Annotated in this window: 15 protein-coding genes; 9 read left to right on the top strand and 6 right to left on the bottom strand. The window is 63.4% G+C overall.

The window, feature by feature from the left end:
* Window positions 1-58: 58 nt before the first annotated feature.
* The gene (locus L6D64_RS02050) at window positions 59-1180 is read left to right on the top strand and encodes a beta-ketoacyl-ACP synthase III (RefSeq protein ID WP_176507883.1); all 1122 of its coding nucleotides are present in this window, start codon (window positions 59-61) and stop codon (window positions 1178-1180) included.
* 204 nt (window positions 1181-1384) lie between these two features.
* Here the strand turns inward: L6D64_RS02050 and L6D64_RS02045 are convergent, their stop codons facing one another.
* Window positions 1385-2629, bottom strand: coding sequence for a putative porin (locus L6D64_RS02045; protein ID WP_054885688.1), 1245 nt, complete (start codon window positions 2627-2629; stop codon window positions 1385-1387).
* A gap of 261 nt (window positions 2630-2890) precedes the next feature.
* Here L6D64_RS02045 and L6D64_RS02040 point away from each other — a divergent pair, with 261 nt between their 5' ends.
* Window positions 2891-4018, top strand: a complete 1128-nt coding sequence (locus L6D64_RS02040) for a GNAT family N-acetyltransferase (protein WP_176507884.1) — start codon at window positions 2891-2893, stop codon at window positions 4016-4018.
* An 87-nt stretch (window positions 4019-4105) separates the two neighbouring features.
* Here L6D64_RS02040 and L6D64_RS02035 read toward each other — a convergent pair whose 3' ends face one another.
* From L6D64_RS02035 to L6D64_RS02020, 4 genes are all read right to left on the bottom strand, one after another.
* Window positions 4106-5938 carry an ABC transporter ATP-binding protein gene (locus L6D64_RS02035; protein WP_176507885.1) on the bottom strand — a complete coding sequence of 611 codons (1833 nt, stop codon included), beginning with the start codon at window positions 5936-5938 and terminating at the stop codon, window positions 4106-4108.
* A 61-nt stretch (window positions 5939-5999) separates the two neighbouring features.
* The gene (locus tag L6D64_RS02030) at window positions 6000-6557 is read right to left on the bottom strand and encodes a peptidylprolyl isomerase (protein ID WP_176507886.1); all 558 of its coding nucleotides are present in this window, start codon (window positions 6555-6557) and stop codon (window positions 6000-6002) included.
* Complete coding sequence (locus L6D64_RS02025; protein ID WP_176507887.1) at window positions 6551-7363, bottom strand: alpha/beta fold hydrolase; 813 nt, start codon at window positions 7361-7363, stop codon at window positions 6551-6553. The genes L6D64_RS02030 and L6D64_RS02025 overlap by 7 nt, the downstream gene beginning before the upstream one ends.
* Before the next feature lie 13 nt (window positions 7364-7376).
* Window positions 7377-8300 carry a LysR family transcriptional regulator gene (locus L6D64_RS02020; protein WP_027918709.1) on the bottom strand — a complete coding sequence of 308 codons (924 nt, stop codon included), beginning with the start codon at window positions 8298-8300 and terminating at the stop codon, window positions 7377-7379.
* 48 nt (window positions 8301-8348) lie between these two features.
* On the opposite strand from L6D64_RS02020, the gene L6D64_RS02015 reads away from it, so the two are divergent.
* The 5 genes from L6D64_RS02015 to L6D64_RS01995 all read left to right on the top strand — a co-directional run bounded on the left by L6D64_RS02015 (window position 8349) and on the right by L6D64_RS01995 (window position 13143).
* On the top strand, window positions 8349-8663 hold the full coding sequence (locus L6D64_RS02015; protein WP_054885684.1) for a hypothetical protein: 315 nt from the start codon (window positions 8349-8351) through the stop codon (window positions 8661-8663).
* Between the two features lie 110 nt (window positions 8664-8773).
* Window positions 8774-9373, top strand: a complete 600-nt coding sequence (locus L6D64_RS02010) for an FMN-dependent NADH-azoreductase (RefSeq protein WP_054885683.1) — start codon at window positions 8774-8776, stop codon at window positions 9371-9373.
* A 320-nt stretch (window positions 9374-9693) separates the two neighbouring features.
* Window positions 9694-10569, top strand: a complete 876-nt coding sequence (locus L6D64_RS02005; RefSeq protein WP_176507888.1) for a carboxylate/amino acid/amine transporter — start codon at window positions 9694-9696, stop codon at window positions 10567-10569.
* 1 nt (window position 10570) lies between these two features.
* Window positions 10571-11506 (top strand): AEC family transporter, encoded by a 936-nt coding sequence (locus L6D64_RS02000; RefSeq protein WP_176507889.1) that lies wholly within the window; start codon window positions 10571-10573, stop codon window positions 11504-11506.
* A 275-nt stretch (window positions 11507-11781) separates the two neighbouring features.
* Window positions 11782-13143: a purine-cytosine permease family protein gene (locus L6D64_RS01995; RefSeq protein ID WP_176507890.1), complete on the top strand. Its 1362-nt coding sequence runs from the start codon at window positions 11782-11784 to the stop codon at window positions 13141-13143.
* A 51-nt stretch (window positions 13144-13194) separates the two neighbouring features.
* Here L6D64_RS01995 and L6D64_RS01990 read toward each other — a convergent pair whose 3' ends face one another.
* Entirely contained in the window at window positions 13195-14496 is a 1302-nt protein-coding gene (locus L6D64_RS01990; protein ID WP_176507891.1) for a mechanosensitive ion channel family protein, read from the bottom strand.
* Between the two features lie 106 nt (window positions 14497-14602).
* On the opposite strand from L6D64_RS01990, the gene L6D64_RS01985 reads away from it, so the two are divergent.
* Both L6D64_RS01985 and L6D64_RS01980 read left to right on the top strand, forming a co-directional pair.
* Window positions 14603-15964, top strand: coding sequence for a DEAD/DEAH box helicase (locus L6D64_RS01985; RefSeq protein WP_099815967.1), 1362 nt, complete (start codon window positions 14603-14605; stop codon window positions 15962-15964).
* Between the two features lie 155 nt (window positions 15965-16119).
* The gene (locus L6D64_RS01980; RefSeq protein WP_176507892.1) at window positions 16120-17829 is read left to right on the top strand and encodes a ShlB/FhaC/HecB family hemolysin secretion/activation protein; all 1710 of its coding nucleotides are present in this window, start codon (window positions 16120-16122) and stop codon (window positions 17827-17829) included.
* Window positions 17830-17852: the final 23 nt, after the last annotated feature.

Genomic DNA, 17852 nt, shown 5'->3' with positions numbered 1-17852 from the left:
TTCTGTCATATTCCTAGCCAGCGCCCCGTGGCGATGGCCTTTGAGCAGAGGACCGATCGTGCATAACGTCGTGATCAGCGGCACCGGCCTGTATACCCCGGCCCAGAGCATTTCCAACGAAGAACTGGTGGCCTCCTTCAATACCTGGTCGCAGCAGTACAACCAGGACAACGCCGCCGCCATCGAGCGTGGCGAAATCGAAGCAGCCCCCCTGTCCGACGCCGCCTTCATTGAAAAGGCCTCGGGCATCAAGAGCCGTTTCGTCATGGACAAGGCCGGCATCCTCGACCCGCAACGCATGAAACCGCGCCTGCCAGAGCGCTCGAATGATGAGCAGTCGATCCTCTGCGAAATGGGCGTGGCCGCTGCACGCCAAGCCCTGGAGCGCGCGGGTCGTACCCCGGCGGACGTCGACGGCGTGATCGTCGCCTGCTCCAACCTGCAGCGCCCATACCCTGCCATCGCCATCGAAGTGCAACAAGCGCTGGGCATCGACGGCTTCGCCTTCGACATGAACGTGGCCTGCTCGTCGGCCACCTTCGGCATCCAGACCGCTGCCAACAGCGTGCAACTGGGCCAGGCGCGGGCACTGCTGGTGGTCAGCCCGGAAATCTGCACCGGCCACCTGAACTTCCGTGACCGCGATAGCCACTTCATCTTTGGTGATGCCGCCACGGCGGTGCTGGTCGAGCGTGCCGACCAGGCCACTTCGGCTCACCAGTTCGACATCGTTGGCACCAAGCTGCAGACGTCGTTCTCCAACAACATCCGCAACAACTTCGGCTTCCTCAACCGCGCAGCGGAAGAGGGTATCGGTGCGCCGGACAAACTGTTCGTGCAGGAAGGCCGCAAGGTGTTCCGCGAAGTCTGCCCGATGGTTGCCGAGCTGATCGGCAAGCACCTGGGCGAAAACGACCTGCAACCGTCTGACGTCAAGCGCTTCTGGCTGCACCAGGCCAACCTGAGCATGAACCAGCTGATCGTCAAGAAACTGCTGGGGCGTGAGGTGAGCGAGGAAGAGGCACCGGTGATTCTCGACCGCTATGCCAACACCAGTTCGGCGGGCTCGGTGATTGCTTTCCACCTGTACCAGGATGACCTGGCCCAAGGGTCGCTTGGCGTGCTGAGCTCGTTTGGTGCGGGTTATTCGATTGGTAGCGTGATTTTGCGCAAGCGCTGAGTTTTGTAGAGACTGTACCGGCCTCTTCGCGGGTAAACCCGCTCCCACATGGCAAGGCGCAGGCTTCCGGAGCTGTGCAGTACTTTGTGGGAGCGGGTTTACCCGCGAAGGGGCCGATGCATTTCTGGCAGGCGAAAAAAAGGCGGGAAACGCCGGATGGGGTCGGCATTTCCCGCCTCAGCGTGAAGCAGAGGAGTCTGCAGCTTAGAACTTGGCTTCCAGGTCCACCTGCAGGGTGTCTACGTCGGCGTCGCTGTTCGGCAGGTTGGAGTAGTCGGTCTTGGCCATCATGTAGGCCGCGCCGACGCCGAAGTTCTTGTCGATTTCATAACCGACCTTGAACTTGTGACCACGGGAACCGGTGAAGCCGTTACCGAAGTCGGAGTCGGTGAACAGGCTGACTACGCCGTTACGCTGGACGTCGCGGTAGTTGTAGTCCAGGCTCCAGGCGCCGATCTTGGACTTCAAGCCAGCCAGCCAGGCAGTGTCCTTGCCATCGGTACTTTCGGTGTTCTTCACGTACTGGCCATAAGCCGACAGCGGGATGGCGAAGCCGGTGAAATCGAGCTGGCCGAAGCCTTCCACGAGCTGGAACTCGTTGGTGGTGTTGCCCAGCGAAGCCAGGGCTGCCGAGGCCTTGTCGTTGTCGTAGCCATAGATACTGGCACCGACCGTGACCTTGACGGCGTCAGCGGCGTTGAACTTGGTCCCCAGCTGGGCAGCGTACAGCTGTGCGTCGTGCTTGTACTGCACGCCGTCGCCGTCGACGTTGTCCTTCAGGTTGTAATGGCCGATGCTGCCGAAGACTTCGGCCGGGCCGGCGTTGGTCTTGTAAGTGACGGCCACGCCTTCCGGGTTGATGTCGCTGTCCCAGATGATGTCGCCCATGCTCACCCACGGCTGCATCATCTTGCCGCCGATCAGGTGCAGGTTAGGGACGGCAGTCGGGTGCCAGTCGAGGTAGGCCAGGTCGACCCACAGCGATTTCTTCTCGAAGTAGTTGTCCAGGCTCTGGTTGGTCGAGCGGGCATCGGCGCTGCTGCCGGTGGCCACGCGCACGCCGGCGTCGACCTGCGGGTTGATCTCGCTGTAGAAGCCGACGCGGGCACGGACGCGTTCACGGTCCTGGTTGCCACTGCGGGCGATCGGGTTGTCGACGTTGACGTCTTCGTAACGCAGGCGTACATCACCTTTGATCTGGGTCTTGGCGGCCCATGCCACTTTTTGTTCGAAAGAGCTCATACGGTCGGACTGAGCTTTCTGGTCGGCCTTTTCCTTGGTTTCTTGTGCCAGGTCGCCCTGCAGTTCGTTGTACTGCGCCTGGTTGATCGAGCCATTGGCGCGGAGCATTTCGAGCAGCTTGGCGTCGACGGCCGCACTGGCCGGAGTACTCAGAGCCAGCATCATGCCGGTGAGGCTCACTCCGGTAAGTGTAGAAACAAGACGCATAAGGTTCTCCCTACTTGAAAGATTCGGGGAGGCTCAGCGCCCACCCCCATGTTGGCATGTCTTCGGAAAGGGCCTGACTAGACAGGTTCTAGGGTTCCGGAAAACAGGCGCAAGTATTGCGGGGGCGAATGACAGAATAATGTCCAATTAGTGGCACTGCTGTTAAGTAATTGAGAATGAAAGGCGAAACGGGCCAATGCTGATTTGAGCGATGGGCCTCTGTTGGCTGATACTGATGGCCTTGCACAGCGAGTCGAAAACGTGACCAGTCTCTACAGCCTTGCCCACCTGCGTGACCTGCCAGCGGCGACCTGGGATGCCCTGGTTCCCGCTGGCCAACCGTTCCTGCGCCATGCCTTTCTCAGTGCCATGGAAGACAGCGGCAGCGTTGCCCGCAGCACCGGTTGGGCCGCCGAGCACCTGGTGCTGGAGCGTGACGGGCAGGTGCGTGCGCTGCTGCCGGCGTATCGCAAATGGCATTCGTATGGCGAGTACGTGTTCGACCACGGTTGGGCCGATGCCTGCGAGCGTGCCGGCATCGCCTACTACCCCAAATTGCTCGGTGCCGTACCGTTCAGCCCGGTCAGCGGGCCGCGCCTGCTGGCGGCCGACGCTGCCGATGGCCTGCTGATGCTGCAGGCATTGCCGGAATACCTGGGCAAAGGCGGGTTGTCGGGGGCGCACATCAATTTCACCGACCCACCGCTGGATGCGCAGATGGCGGACCTGCCGGGCTGGATGGAGCGCCTCGGCTGCCAGTTCCACTGGCGCAATCACGGTTATCGCGACTTCCAGGATTTTCTCGACAGCCTCAGCTCACGCAAGCGCAAGCAGATGCGCAAGGAGCGTGAGCAGGTGGCGGGGCAGGGCATCGATTTTCGCTGGTATCGCGGCGACGAGCTGGACGAGGCGCAGTGGGACTTTGTGTTCCTGTGCTATGCCAATACCTATGCGGTGCGCGGGCGTTCGCCTTATCTGACCCGGGCGTTCTTCAGCCTGCTGGCTGAACGCATGCCCGAGGCGGTAAGGGTGGTGATGGCGCGCCAGGGCGGGCGTGAAGTGGCCATGGCCCTGAGCCTGGTCGGCGGCGATAGCCTGTTCGGCCGTTACTGGGGGTGCCTCGATGAGTTCGACCGGCTGCATTTCGAGACCTGCTTCTACCAGGGCATGGACTTCGCGATTGCCGAAGGGTTGCAGCGCTTTGATGCCGGGGCGCAGGGTGAGCACAAGCTGATTCGCGGCTTCGAGCCGGTGCTGACGCGGTCGTGGCATTACCTGCTGCATCCGGGGTTGCGGCGGGCGGTGGAGGATTTTCTGGTACAGGAGCGGGAAGGGGTACGGGGGTATGCCGAGCAGGCAAGGGAGATGTTGCCCTACCGCAAGGATTGAAGTCTCTGTCGCCCGTGCCGGCCTTTTCGCGGGTGAACCCGTGAACCTGTAGGAGCGGGTTTACCCGCGAAAGGGCCAGTACAGGTCTCAGTCGACCCCGACAAAACCCCCGGTTTGGTGGTGCCAAAGCCGGGCATACAGCCCTCGCTGCTCCAGCAGCTCACTGTGGCTGCCACTCTCGACGATGCGCCCCTTGTCCAGCACTACCAGCCTGTCCATCCGGGCGATGGTCGATAGCCGGTGAGCGATGGCGATCACCGTCTTGCCTTGCATCAGCGTCTCCAGGCTTTCCTGGATGGCCGCCTCGACCTCCGAGTCCAGCGCCGACGTGGCTTCGTCCATGATCAGGATCGGCGCATTCTTCAGCAGTACCCGGGCAATCGCGATGCGCTGGCGCTGGCCACCTGACAGTTTCACGCCACGCTCACCGACATGGGCATCGAAGCCAGTGCGGCCCTGGGCATCCGACAACAGCGGAATGAACTCGTCGGCCCGCGCCCGGCGCACGGCTTCGTGCAGCGCAGCTTCACTGGCGCCGGGGCGGCCATACAGCAGGTTGTCACGGATCGAACGGTGCAGCAGCGAGGTGTCCTGGGTGATCATGCCGATCTGCGCACGCAGGCTGGCCTGGCTGACCTCGGCGATGTCCTGGCCGTCGATGAGGATGCGCCCGCCCTGCACGTCGTAGAGGCGCAGCAGCAGGTTGACCAGGGTCGACTTGCCGGCGCCGGACGGGCCGATCAGGCCGATCTTCTCGCCGGGGCGGATGTCCAGGTTGAGCCCTTCGATCACATTGGCTGCCTTGCCGTAGTGGAAGTCGACGTCGTCGAAGCGCACCGCGCCGCGGCTGACCTTGAGTGGCGGCGCCTGGGGCTTGTCGGTCACCGTGACCGGCTGGGCGATGGTCTGCAGGCCATCCTGGACCATGCCGATGTTCTCGAAGATGCCGTTGACCACCCACATGATCCAGCCCGACATGTTGACGATGCGGATCACCAGGCCGGTCGCCAGGGCGATGGCACCCACGGTGATCAGCGACTGGCTCCACAGCCACAGGGCCAGGCCGGTGGTGGTGACGACCAGCAAGCCATTGAGGGTGGTGATGACCACGTCCATGCTGGTGACCACGCGCGCCGCCAGCTGGGTTTTTTCAGTCTGTTCGCGGATCGCCTCGCGCGCATATTGCTGTTCGTAGTCGGTGTGGGCGAACAGCTTGAGAGTGGCGATGTTGGTGTAGCCATCGACGATGCGCCCCATCAGCTTGGAACGTGCATCGGAAGAGATCACCGAGCGCTCTTTCACCCGCGGCACGAAGTAGTACAGCGCGGCGATGTAACCGATGATCCACACCAGCAGCGGCAGCATCAGGCGCCAGTCGGCCTCGGCGAACAGCACCAGCGAGGTCACCGCGTAGATCAGCACATGCCATAAGGCATCCACGGCCTGCACGGCCGAGTCGCGCAGCGAGTTGCCGGTCTGCATGATGCGTTGGGCAATGCGCCCGGCAAAGTCGCTCTGGAAGAAGTTCAGGCTCTGCTTGAGCACATAGGTGTGGTTCTGCCAGCGGATCAGGCTGGTCATGCCCGGGTTGATGGTCTGGTGCACGAGCAGGTCGTGCAAGCCGAAGAAAACCGGCCGCAGCAGCAGGATCACCACCAGCATCCAGATCAGCTCGCCGCTGTGCTCGCTGAAGAAGTCGGCGTTGGGCGTGCCCTGGGCCAGGTCGATGATGCGGCTCAGGTAGCTGAACATCGCCACCTCGATCAGCGAGGCGAACAGGCCCACCACCAGCAGGGCGAGAAAGCTCGGCCAGACCTGGCGCAGGTAGTACAGGTAGAACGGCCAGACCTGGCCGGGCGGCGAGTCGCTGGGCGCGTCGCGGAATATATCGATCAGTTGCTCGAAACGGCGGTACAGCATGGGTGACAAGACTCCTGTGCTACCCGACCCCGGAAGGTCTCACGTCCCTGTGAAACCTGGGTCAGTCGATGCGTTTGGCGGACTTGATGAACACCGGGTCGGTTGGCACGTCGCGCATGCCCTTCTTCACGGTGGTAGGCGAATTGACGATCTGGTCGACCACTTCCATGCCCTTGGTCACTTTGCCGAACACGGCGTAACCGGCGTCGCGGCCCGGGTTGAGGAAGTCGTTGTCGGCCACGTTGATGAAGAACTGGCTGGTGGCCGAGTTCGGGTTGGACGTGCGGGCCATGGCCAGGGTGCCGCGCGTGTTCTGCAGGCCATTGCCGGCCTCGTTCTTGATCGGGTCCTGGGTGTCTTTCTGCACCATCTGCTCAGTAAAACCACCGCCCTGGACCATGAAGCCCGGGATCACTCGGTGGAAGATGGTGTTGTTGTAGAAGCCGCTGTCGACATAGTGCAGGAAGTTCTTGGTACTGATCGGTGCCTTCTCGGCGTTGAGCTCGATTTCAACCTGGCCGAAGCTGGTGTCCAGCAGGACGTGCGGGGTTTTGTCGGAGGCCATGACGCTGGTGGCGAAGGCGACCGAGCAGGCGGTGAGCAGGAGTTTTTTCAGCATGGGCTCAATGATCCTTGAGAGGTGGAAGCGGCTGCGAGGAACTGCAGCAGGGTCTGGTTGAAGACCTCGGGTTGATCGAGGGGTGTAGCGTGCCGGGAATCGTCGATGACCACCAGCCTGGCGTGGGGCATCAGGGCGACATAGCGCTGTTTGAGGTGGATCGGGGTGTAGTCGTGGTCGGCGGCAATCACCAGCGTGGGACAGTGGATCTGCCCGATGCGTTCCTGCACGCCCCAATCGACGATGGCGTCGAAGCTCTTGAGGTAGGCACGCTTGTCGTTGCGTGCCCAGCGTTCGGCCATCTTCTTGCGCAGTTCGGCCTGCTCCGGCTTGGGGAACAGGCGTGCGGCCAGGCCCTGGCCGACCGTCTCGACACTGAGAATGCGCGCCAGGCCCCAGCGCTTGAGCCACCACAGCCAGTCGCTGCGGGTGCGGCGCTTGACTTCGGGGGCACTGTTGACGATGCACAGGCTGCGCAGCCATTGCGGGTGGTCCACGGCGAACTGGAACCCCACCATGCCACCCATGGACAGCCCGACGAAGTGCACCGGGCCGGTCTGCAGATGCTCGAGCAGGGCCAGCAGGTCTGCGCTGAAGGTGGCGATCTGGTAACCGTCGCGTGGCTTGTCGGAGCGGCCGTGGCCGCGGATGTCCATGAGGATCACCCGGTAGCGGCGGCTCAGCTCGGGCACCTGCAGTTCCCAGTCCTGGCTGCTGGAGCCCAGGCCGTGCAACAGCACCAAGGGCTCGCCCTGGCCATATTCCTGATAATGCAGCGAGCATCCTTCATGTTCGAAATAGGCCATGGGCGCGGTCCTCTCAGGCTTGTGGGGGGGCTGCGAAGGGCACGTCCAGCGGCGCAGTGTCGAAGTTACGCAGCAGGTCTATGAGAATCTGCGTGGCCGGGCCCAGGGTCTTCTCTTTGCTCGAATAAAGGTAGAACAGTGGGTGGCGGCTGCCACCCTGATCGAGCGGCAGCGGCTTCAGCACGCCGTCGTGCAGTTCGCGCTCGATCATGTGCCGTGGCAACCAGGCAAAGCCCAGGCCGCTGCCGACGAATGTGGCGGCAGTGCCCAGGCTGCCGACCGTCCAGCGCTGTTCGGCGCCGAGCCAGCCAACGTCCCGCGGCTGGGCGCGGCCGGAGTCGCGGATCACCACCTGCAGCTGGCTTTCCAGATCCTGGAAGGTGATCTCCCGGCCCAGCCGATGCAGGCTGTGTTCGGGGTGGGCGACGGCGACGAACTCCACCGAACTCAGTTCGGTGCCGAGGTAGCCGCCGATGCTGTAGCTGCTGATGGCAAGGTCGGCGATGCCTTCGTGCATCACTTCCTCGACGCCGGACAGCACTTCTTCACGCAGGCGCACCCGGCAACCGCGGCTTTGCGGCATGAACGCTGCCAGGGCGCGCACCAGGCGGGCGCTGGGGTAGGCGGCATCGACCACCAGGCGCACTTCGGCCTCCCAGCCTTGCTCCATGTGGTGCGCCAGGTCTTCCAGCTGGCTGGCCTGCTTGACCAGGTGTCGCGAACGGCGCAGCAGTACGTTGCCGGCCTCGGTCAGTACGGCCTTGCGGCCATCGATGCGCAGCAGCGGCACACCCAGTTGCTCCTGCATGCGCGCCACGGTGTAGCTGACCGACGACTGCGAGCGGTGCAGGGCTTCGGCGGCCTGGGCAAAACCGCCATGGTCGACCACTGCCTGCAAGGTCCGCCACTGATCCAGGGTCACGCGCGGCGCTTTCATGTTTGGCTCCTGTTGTCCTAAGCTGCGCTCTTTCAAGGAGAGCGCCCCATGAAGAAATGTTGTGCGGCAATTCTGATGTGCCTGCCCCTTGGGGCCATGGCTTACCCCATCGATGTGGAGAAGGAACTGACCGGGGTCAAGCTGGACTACACCACCTACGACACGGCTTACGACATCGGCTCCATTACCCTGAACAACTATGGGCAAGTGCCGGCGGCTTGCAAGGTGACCTTCCGCAATGGGCCCGAGGCGCCGCGCGTGCGCCGGGTCAACGTGCCGGCTGGCAAGCATGTCGATGTGACCGCCAAATTCAATCGGCAGATCATCAAGCTGCGCATCGCGCTGGACTGCACTGCGCAATAAAACTGATTAATCGATAGATTGCACCCACTTTTTACGCTTTTTTATCGATAGGTCAAGCCTTAATCTCACCTCCATCGAATCGCAACCGTTTTTTGCCGATGGAGGCACCCATGTCCCGCGTACTGATCATCGAAAGCAGCGCCCGCCAGCAGGATTCCGTTTCCCGTCAACTGACCCGTGACTTCATCCAGCAGTGGCAAGCGGCGCACCCGGCCGACGAGATCACCGTACGTGACCTGGCGCTGAACCCGGTGCCGCACCTGGATGCCAACCTGCTCGGTGGCTGGATGAAGCCTGAAGAACAGCGCAGCGCCGCCGAACTGGAGGCCCTGGCCCGCTCCAACGTGCTGACCGATGAAGTGCTGGCGGCCGACGTGCTGGTGATGGCTGCACCGATGTACAACTTCACCATCCCCAGCACCCTCAAGGCCTGGCTGGACCACGTGCTGCGTGCCGGCATCACCTTCAAGTACACCCCGACCGGCCCGCAAGGCCTGCTCACCGGCAAGCGCGCCATTGTCCTGACTGCCCGTGGCGGTATCCATGCCGGCGCCACCAGCGACCATCAGGAACCGTACCTGCGCCAGGTGATGGCCTTCATCGGTATTCACGATGTCGATTTCATCCATGCCGAAGGCCTGAACATGAGCGGCGAGTTCCACGAAAAAGGCCTGAACCAGGCCAAGGCCAAGCTGGCCGCGGTGGCTTGAGGCTCAACGAATTCCCATCCCTGACACCTGTTTTGCTCCTTGGGTGTACCTGCCCGGCCTGATGGCCGGGCTTTTTTATGTGCGGTGCACGCGGTCTGCTTTTGCTTTGTGTGGGAGCGGCCTTGTGTCGCGAAAGGGGTGCAAAGCGCCCCCAGGATCTCAGCACTGCTACACATAATGCTGGGGCTGCTCTGCAGCCCTTTCGCGACACAAGGCCGCTCCCACAAAGAGCGAGTATCCAGCCACCCCCACATTCCCCATGGTTGAACACACAGGCCGCAACCCGCTAAGGTCGCGCCCTTGATCCACGAGAGGCAACCATGGGCTACCTGATAATCGTCGCGCTGATCCAGGCGTTTTCCTTCAGCCTGATCGGCGAGTACCTGGCCGGGCACGTCGACAGCTATTTCGCTGTGCTCGCGCGCGTGGTGCTGGCCGGCCTGGTGTTTCTGCCGCTGACCCGCTGGCGCCAGGTCGAGCCGCGCTTCCTGCGCTCGATGCTGCTGATCGGCGCGCTGCAGTACGGCATCACCTACGTTTGCCTGTACCTGAGCTTCCGCGTGCTGAGCGTACCGGAAGTGCTGCTGTTCACCATTCTCACGCCGCTGCACGTAACCCTGATCGAAGACGCCCTGAACCGGCGCTTCAACCCGTGGGCGCTGCTAGCGGCCCTGGTGGCCGTGGCGGGGGCCGGTGTGATCCGCTTCGACAGCATCAGCGGCGATTTCTTCATGGGCTTCCTGCTGCTGCAACTGGCCAACTTCACCTACGCTGCCGGCCAGGTGCTGTATCGCCACCTGGTCGCCCGCCACCCCAGCGACCTGCCGCATTACAGGCGCTTCGGCTACTTCTACCTGGGCGCACTGATCGTGGTGCTGCCGGCGTTCCTGCTGTTCGGCAATGCCCAGCACCTGCCGAGCACCAACGTGCAGTGGGCGGTGCTGTTGTTCCTCGGCCTGTGCCCGACGGCCCTGGGCCTGTACTGGTGGAACAAGGGCGCATGCCTGGTTTCGGGCGCCACGCTGGCGGTGATGAACAACCTGCATGTGCCTGTGGGGCTGCTACTGAACCTGCTGATCTGGAACCGCGACGAACCGCTTGGCCGTTTGCTGCTCGGTGGCGCGATCATCCTCGCGTCGGTGTGGCTGAGCCGCCTGGGCAACCGCGTAACGGCGCCAGCGGCAGGCAAGGCCTGAGATGCACACCGTCTTGGTCATCGTCGCGCCGATCTTCGCCCTGATCCTGGTCGGCTTCCTGTGCCGCAAGACAGACAAGCTCGGTGACAAGGCCGCCGCCGAGATCAACAAGATGGTGGTCTGGCTGTGCCTGCCGGCGTTGCTGTTCAAGGTCACCGCCACGGCAACCTGGAGCGAGATCTGGCACCCGGGGTTCATCGTCGCCTTCGGCGCCGGCGCGCTGGCGATGTTCGTCGTGACCCTGGCCTGGCGCCTGTACGGCGGCCACGGCCTGGTGGCGGCGAGCATCGACGGGCTCAGTGCCGGTTATGCCAATACCGGCTACATCGGCATCCCCCTGTGCCTGCTGCTGTTCGGCCAGCCAGGGCTGCAGCCGGCGCTGATCTCGTCATTGATCGTGGTCTGCCTGGTGTTCGCGATTTCCCTGACGCTGATCGAGATCGGCCTGCAGGAGGAGCGGCAGATCGGCCGCGCCATTTTGCTGGTAAGCAAGGCGCTGGCGAAAAATCCGCTGGTGATCGCGCCGTTGGCGGGGGCAGGGTGGGCCATGAGCGGTCTGGGGCTGGCCGAGCCGGTGATGCATTTTCTCGACATGCTGGCCTTGGCGACCACGCCTTGCGCGTTGATCTCGCTGGGGGCGTTTCTGGCTGAGAAGCGTACCGGTTCGCAGGCCAGCCCGTGGCCGCTGGTGGCGCTGAAGCTGGTCGGGCAACCGGCGCTGACCTGGGTGTTAGCGTTCAAGGTGTTCAGCCTGCCGACCCTGTGGGCGGCGTCGGCGGTGCTGCTGGCGGCGCTGCCGACCGGTACCGGGCCGTTCATGCTGGCGGAGTATTACAACCGCGAGGCGGGGCTGATTTCGCGGACGATCCTGTTGTCGACCGTGGCGTCGTTGGTGACCCTGACCGCGCTGCTGTACCTGCTGGGCTATGCGGGGTAGCTGCCGGCCCCTTCGCGGGTAAACCCGCTCCCACAGGATCTGCGCAGGCCTGAACGCTGCGCGCTACCTGTAGGAGCGGGTTCACCCGCGAAGGGGCTGCAGAGCAGCCCCGACTATCTCAAGCCAGTTTGCTCATCTGGAACCAGCACGGGCCACTGGTAGCCTGACGTTATCAAGCAAGGCATGGCGCAGCTAGCTAAGACGCGTTCGTTAATGAACCCAAGCCCGGCGGGTGCGTACCCGATAATCATGAAAACAAAAATCGGGAGACCGGCGTGAAGCTAGAAACGCGAAGTATCGAATTCGTCCCACACGCTGAGCGTTATGGCACGCCTAAACGATTGTTCACCATCTGGTTCAGCTCCAACTTTCAGATAACCGCACTGATGGTCGGCACCTTGGGTATTGCCTCGGGGCTGAGTTTTGCCTGGACCTTGCTGGCCCTGCTGGTCGGCAACCTGATCGGCACCGTGTTCATGGCCGCGCACTCTGCCCAGGGGCCGCACCTGGGCGTGCCACAGATGATCCAGAGCCGGGCCCAGTTCGGCGTCCATGGCGCGGCGCTGCCTTTGCTGGTGATGGTCACGGCCGCTGTACTGTTTCTCGCCGCCAGTGGCGTGCTGATGCGCAATGCCGTGCAGGCACTGGTGCCGATGAGCGACGATCAGGCCATCGTGGTCGTCGGCGTGCTGACCTTCGTCATCGGCTTTGTCGGGTACGAACTGATCCACCGCCTCGGGGCATGGATGAGCCTGCTGTCCACACTGGTGTTTGCCGGCGCCCTGGTGCTGATCCTGCTGCACCCCGGCGACACGGCAGGCACCACGGCAGTAACGACCGGCTTTTCATTCACCGCCTTCAACCTGATCGTGGCCCAGGCCGCCTCCTGGACGTTGGGCTATGGCCCCTATGTGGCGGATTATTCGCGCTACCTGCCGGCGAACGTCAACCCACGCGCCACGTTCTGGGCCACCTATTGCGGTTGCGCGCTGGGCTCGTTCGCCATGATGGCGTTGGGCGCGCTGGTGGCTGTGCAATTACCTTCGGCACTGGGGCATGACCCTGCGACGGCCATTGCCGGGCTGTTTGGCCCGTGGGCGCCGTTGGCACTGGCCGTGATTGCGCTGGGGGTGATCCAGTACAACGTCCTGTGCCTCTACAGCGCCTACATGTCCTCGGTCACGATCTTCGGTGCCTTCAAGACCATCAGGCGCGTGACCGCGACGGCCAAGGCACTGGTGATGGCGGGCCTGACTGCCGCGGCAACGCTGATTGCCATCGCGACCCAACACAATTTCGATACGTTCTTCGCCGACATCCTGATCGGCCAGCTGTACCTGTTGATCCCCTGGAGCGCGATCAACCTCGTGGATTACTACTGGGTGTGCCGGGGCCAGTATGACGTGGGGGCGTTGTACGACGCCAAGGGCCGTTACGGCTGCTTCAATCGTCGAAGCCTGGCGGTGTATGCCGTATCGATCATCGGCATCATCCCGTTCATGAAGCTGTCGTTCTACACGGGCTTCGTGGCCGAGTGGCTGGGGGCGGACATCAGCTGGGCGATGGGCCTGATCCTGGCCGGCGCGCTGTACTGCATGGTCAACGCCCGGGAAAGCAGGCCGCTTCTGGCAAGCTAGGCCTCTGACTCGGCCTTGGGGGGAGGGGGCTGCAACGCAGCCCCGGCCATCTCAAGCCTCGTTCATTTCTTCAAGGCGGCGCGGCATCGGCTCGGGGGCCGCTCGCCCTGCCAACCCCACGCGCATGTCATTGCCACTCGGTTGCTGGTACAGGCTCAAGCCAAATTCCGGCAACACTGCCAGCAGGTAATCGAAGATGTCGCCCTGGATCCGCTCGTAATCCGCCCACACCGTGGTGGTGGTAAAGCAGTAGATCTCCAGCGGCACGCCTTCGGCGGTGGTCTGCATCTGCCGGACCATGCAGGTCATGTTCGGGTGTACGTTGGGGTGCTTCTTCAGGTAGGCCAGGGCAAAGGCGCGGAAGGTGCCGATGTTGGTCAGCCTGCGGCGGTTGGCCGACAGCTCCGCTACCGGCCCCAGCGCTTCGTTCCAGGCCAGTAGTTCCTGACGCTTGCCGGCCAGGTAGTCACTCAGCAGGCTCACCTGGCTCAGGCGCTGTTCTTCGTCCGGGGTCAGGAAGCGCACGCCTGCGGCATCGATGAACAGGCTGCGCTTGATGCGTCGGCCTCCGGACTGCTGCATGCCGCGGTAGTTGCGGAACGACTCGCTCATCAGGCGCCAGGTCGGGATCGAGACGATGGTCTTGTCGAAGTTCTGCACCTTGACCGTGTGCAAGGTGATATCCACCACGTCGCCATCGGCACCGACCTGTGGCATCTCGATCCAGTCGCCCACGTGCAGCATGTCGTTACTGGTCAGTTGCACGCTGGCGACGAACGACAGCAGCGTGTCCTTGTACACCAACAGCAGCACCGCCGACATCGCACCCAGGCCCGACAGCAGCAACAGCGGCGAGCGGTCGATCAGGGTGGCGACGATGACGATCGAGGCGAAGATCCACAGCATCATCTTGGCCAGCTGCACGTAGCCCTTGATCGAGCGGGTGCGGGCGTGTTCGGTGCGGGCGTAGATGTCCAGCAGGGCATCGAGCAGGCACGACAGCGCCATGGTCATGAACAGCAGGGTGAAGGCCAGGGCAAGGTTGCCGAGGAAGTGCTGGGCGGTGTCGGACAGCTCCGGTACCAGTTTCAGGCCGAACTGGATGACCAGTGACGGGGTGGTCTGGGCCAGGCGATGGAAGACTTTGTTGTGGCGCAGGTCGTCGAGCCACTTGAGTGCCGTCTGCCGGGCCAGCAGGCGAGCGCCGTGCAGCACCAGGAAGCGTGCCAGGCGCCCGAGCACCAGTGAAACCAGCAGCAGTACGGCCAGGCCGATAGAGGCGTGAAGCAGCGGATGTTGGTCGAGGGTGCCCCACAGGTCGAGGCTGTCACGCCAGATGCGTTGGATGTCCATGAGCTTGTAAACCGGTCTATTGCAGCAAAACGAAGCGCCATTAGAGCGCGGATGCCGACGAAGTTGCCAAAAGAAATTCGGCTAAGGCGGCAGAAAACGTTACCCTATGCAACTGAATTTCCCGCACTTGCCTGAGGTTACCTCCGTGTTCTCCCAATTCGCCCTGCACGAACGCCTGCTTAAAGCCGTGGCCGAGCTTAAATTTGTCGAGCCAACCCCGGTGCAGGCCGCGGCCATCCCCCTGGCCCTGCAAGGGCGCGACCTGCGCGTGACCGCGCAGACCGGCAGCGGCAAGACCGCGGCATTCGTCCTGCCGCTGCTCAACCGCCTGGTCGACCTGAAAGGCGGGCGCGTCGAGATCCGCTCGCTGATCCTGCTGCCGACCCGCGAGCTGGCCCAGCAGACCCTCAAGCAAGTGCAGCTGTTCTCGCAGTTCACCTACATCAAGGCCGGCCTGGTCACTGGCGGTGAAGACTTCAAGGAGCAGGCCGCCATGCTGCGCAAGGTGCCGGACGTGCTGATCGGCACCCCGGGCCGCCTGCTCGAGCACCTCAACGCCGGCAACCTCGACCTGTCCCACGTGCAGGTGATGATCCTCGACGAAGCCGACCGCATGCTCGACATGGGCTTCGCCGAAGACATGGAGCGCCTGTGCAAGGAGTGCGAGAACCGCGAGCAGACCCTGCTGTTCTCCGCCACCACCGGCGGCGCGGCCCTGCGCGACATCATCGGCAAGGTCCTGAAAAACCCTGAGCACCTGATGCTCAACAGCGTCTCGCAGCTGGCAGAGGGCACCCGCCAGCAGATCATCACCGCCGACCACGACCAGCATAAAGAGCAGATCGTGCAGTGGCTGCTGGCCAACGAGACCTTCGACAAGGCGATCATCTTCACCAACACCCGCGCCCTGGCCGACCGCATCTATGGTCACCTGGTGGCCAAGGACGTGAAGGCCTTCGTGCTGCACGGCGAGAAGGACCAGAAGGACCGCAAGCTGGCCATCGAGCGCTTCAAGCAGGGCAGCTCCAAGGTACTGGTGGCCACCGACGTGGCAGCCCGTGGCCTGGACATCGACGGCCTGGACCTGGTGATCAACTTCGACATGCCACGCAGCGGTGACGAGTACGTGCACCGTGTGGGCCGTACCGGCCGTGCCGGTGGCGAAGGCCTGGCGATCTCGCTGATCACCCACAATGACTGGAACCTGATGTCGAGCATCGAGCGCTACCTCAAGCAGCAGTTCGAGCGCCGGGTGATCAAGGAAGTCAAAGGTACCTACAGCGGGCCGAAGAAGGTCAAGGCCTCGGGCAAGGCGGCGGGTGCCAAGAAGAAGAAGGTCGACAAGAAGACGGGCGAGAAGAAAGCCGCTGCCAAGCGCAAGCCGACCGCCAAGCCACGGCCGAATGCACCGCTGGCCAGCGCCGATGGCCTGGCACCGCTGAAGAAGCGCAAGCCGGCGGCTGAGTAAGCTGCCCGGATCAGCCCCGTCGCCAGCATGCCGGTGATGGGGCTTGCAGTGCCTGGTCCCGGCTGTCGGTTATTTGGCGGATTTTGCAGGTGAAAATTTGACGCAAGGGTAGTGGCACAATAATATCGCCCCCTGTTTTTTTCCAGGGAGTGGATATGCGGGCGCATGTTCAACTGGCGCCTCGCAAAGCGCTTTTCATCTTGCTGTTGGCATTTTCCGACGATACCGCACTTGCGGCCTCGCCTGGCGACCAGGACCTGATCCGCGACCGCCAGGACCGTCTGCTCCAGGAGCAGCAGCGCCGCCTCGAAGAACTGCGCACCTTGCCCGGCAAGTCGGCGCTCCCTTCCGCGCCGCAACCTGCGGCCGATACCCGCTGCTTCACCATCCACACCATCGAGCTCAAGGGTGCCGACAGCCTGTCGGCGGCTGATCGCGATGCGCTGCTCAAGCCCTTCATCGACCAGTGCCTGGGCGTTCCCCAACTCAACGCCTTGCTCAAGGCCATCACCGACCACTACCTGGGCCGTGGCCTGGTGACCAGCCGCGCCTACCTGCCACAGCAGGATCTGTCTTCCGGCCATTTGCAGGTGCTGGTGGTGGAAGGGCGCGTGGAAGGGCTGCGCCCTGAAAAGGACAGCGGCCTCAGCGCGCGCGAGCTGGCCATGGCCTTCCCGGGTGAAGTCGGCCAGCGCCTGAACCTGCGGGAAATCGAGCAGATGGTCGACCAGCTCAACCGCCTGCCGTCGAACAAGGCACAGATGGAGCTGACCCCGGGCAAGGCGGTCGGCGGCAGCGAGGTGCTGGTCCGCAACACGTCGCAGAAACCCTGGCGCGCCTCGCTGTCGCGCAACAACGAAGGCCAACGCAGCACTGGCGAGCAGATGGCCAATGTCGGCCTCGAATGGGACAGCCCTTTGGGCCTGGCCGACCAGTTGATCCTGCGCGGCGGCCACGACGTGGTCAGCGATCACACCGTCGGCTCGAAGAACGGCGTGCTGGCCTACAGCCTGCCCTGGGGCTGGTGGAACTTCAGCTACAGCTACAGCGAGACCGAATACCGTGCCAAGGCCCAGGTGAGTGGTTTTGACTTCAAGCAGACCGGCGACAGCCAGAACCATCAGTTGCGTGCCGAGCGTGTGGTGCACCGCGATGCCACCAGCAAGACCTCGCTGAGTGCCGGCGTCGCCCACCTGCGCACCAACAACTACATCGAGGACACGCGCCTGGCGGCCAGCAGCAACCGCCTGAGCGAGGTGCAGTTCGGCATCAACCAGGGTCGCCGCCTGGGCAATGCCTTCGTCAACCTCGACCTTGGCATGCAGGACGGCATCGGTGCTTTCGATGCCCAGGGCAACGGTGACCCGGCCCCGGGTGAACCGGTGGCGCGCTACCGCAAGTACAGCGCCACGATCAGCTATGTGCAGGGCTTCGAGGTGCTTGGCGAGCGCTTGAGCTTGAGCAGCCTGGCCACCGGCCAGCGCAGCGAGGACGTGCTGTTCAGCCCGCAGCGCATCAGCCTCGGCGGGTTGTCGTCGGTGCGCGGCCTGAAAGACCAGTCGTTGTCCGGCGACAGCGGCGGCTACTGGCGCAGCGACCTGCGCTGGACCCGCCCGGTCACCTGGCCGGCCCTGCAGCCGCTGGTGGCTGAATACGGCCTGGGTTTGGGCTATGACCTCGGCGTGATTCGCAATGACCGCTACAACGGCGAGTACCACGGCCGTGCCAGCAGCCATTCGCTGGAGCTGTTCGCCCGTGGCCAGCACCTGGCCGCCAGCGTGACCTTCGCCCACAGCCTGGAACGCCCCGGCGTGCTGACCGAAAAGGAACGCCCGGTGTACTTCCGCCTGGACTTCTTCATTTAAGCATCTGATTGACGAGACCTGAC

The organism is Pseudomonas urethralis (assembly GCF_021602465.1).
Classification (GTDB): domain Bacteria; phylum Pseudomonadota; class Gammaproteobacteria; order Pseudomonadales; family Pseudomonadaceae; genus Aquipseudomonas; species Aquipseudomonas vlassakiae.
Note: the sequence above shows the minus strand (reverse complement) of the source record. Positions and strands in the feature narration are given on the sequence as shown.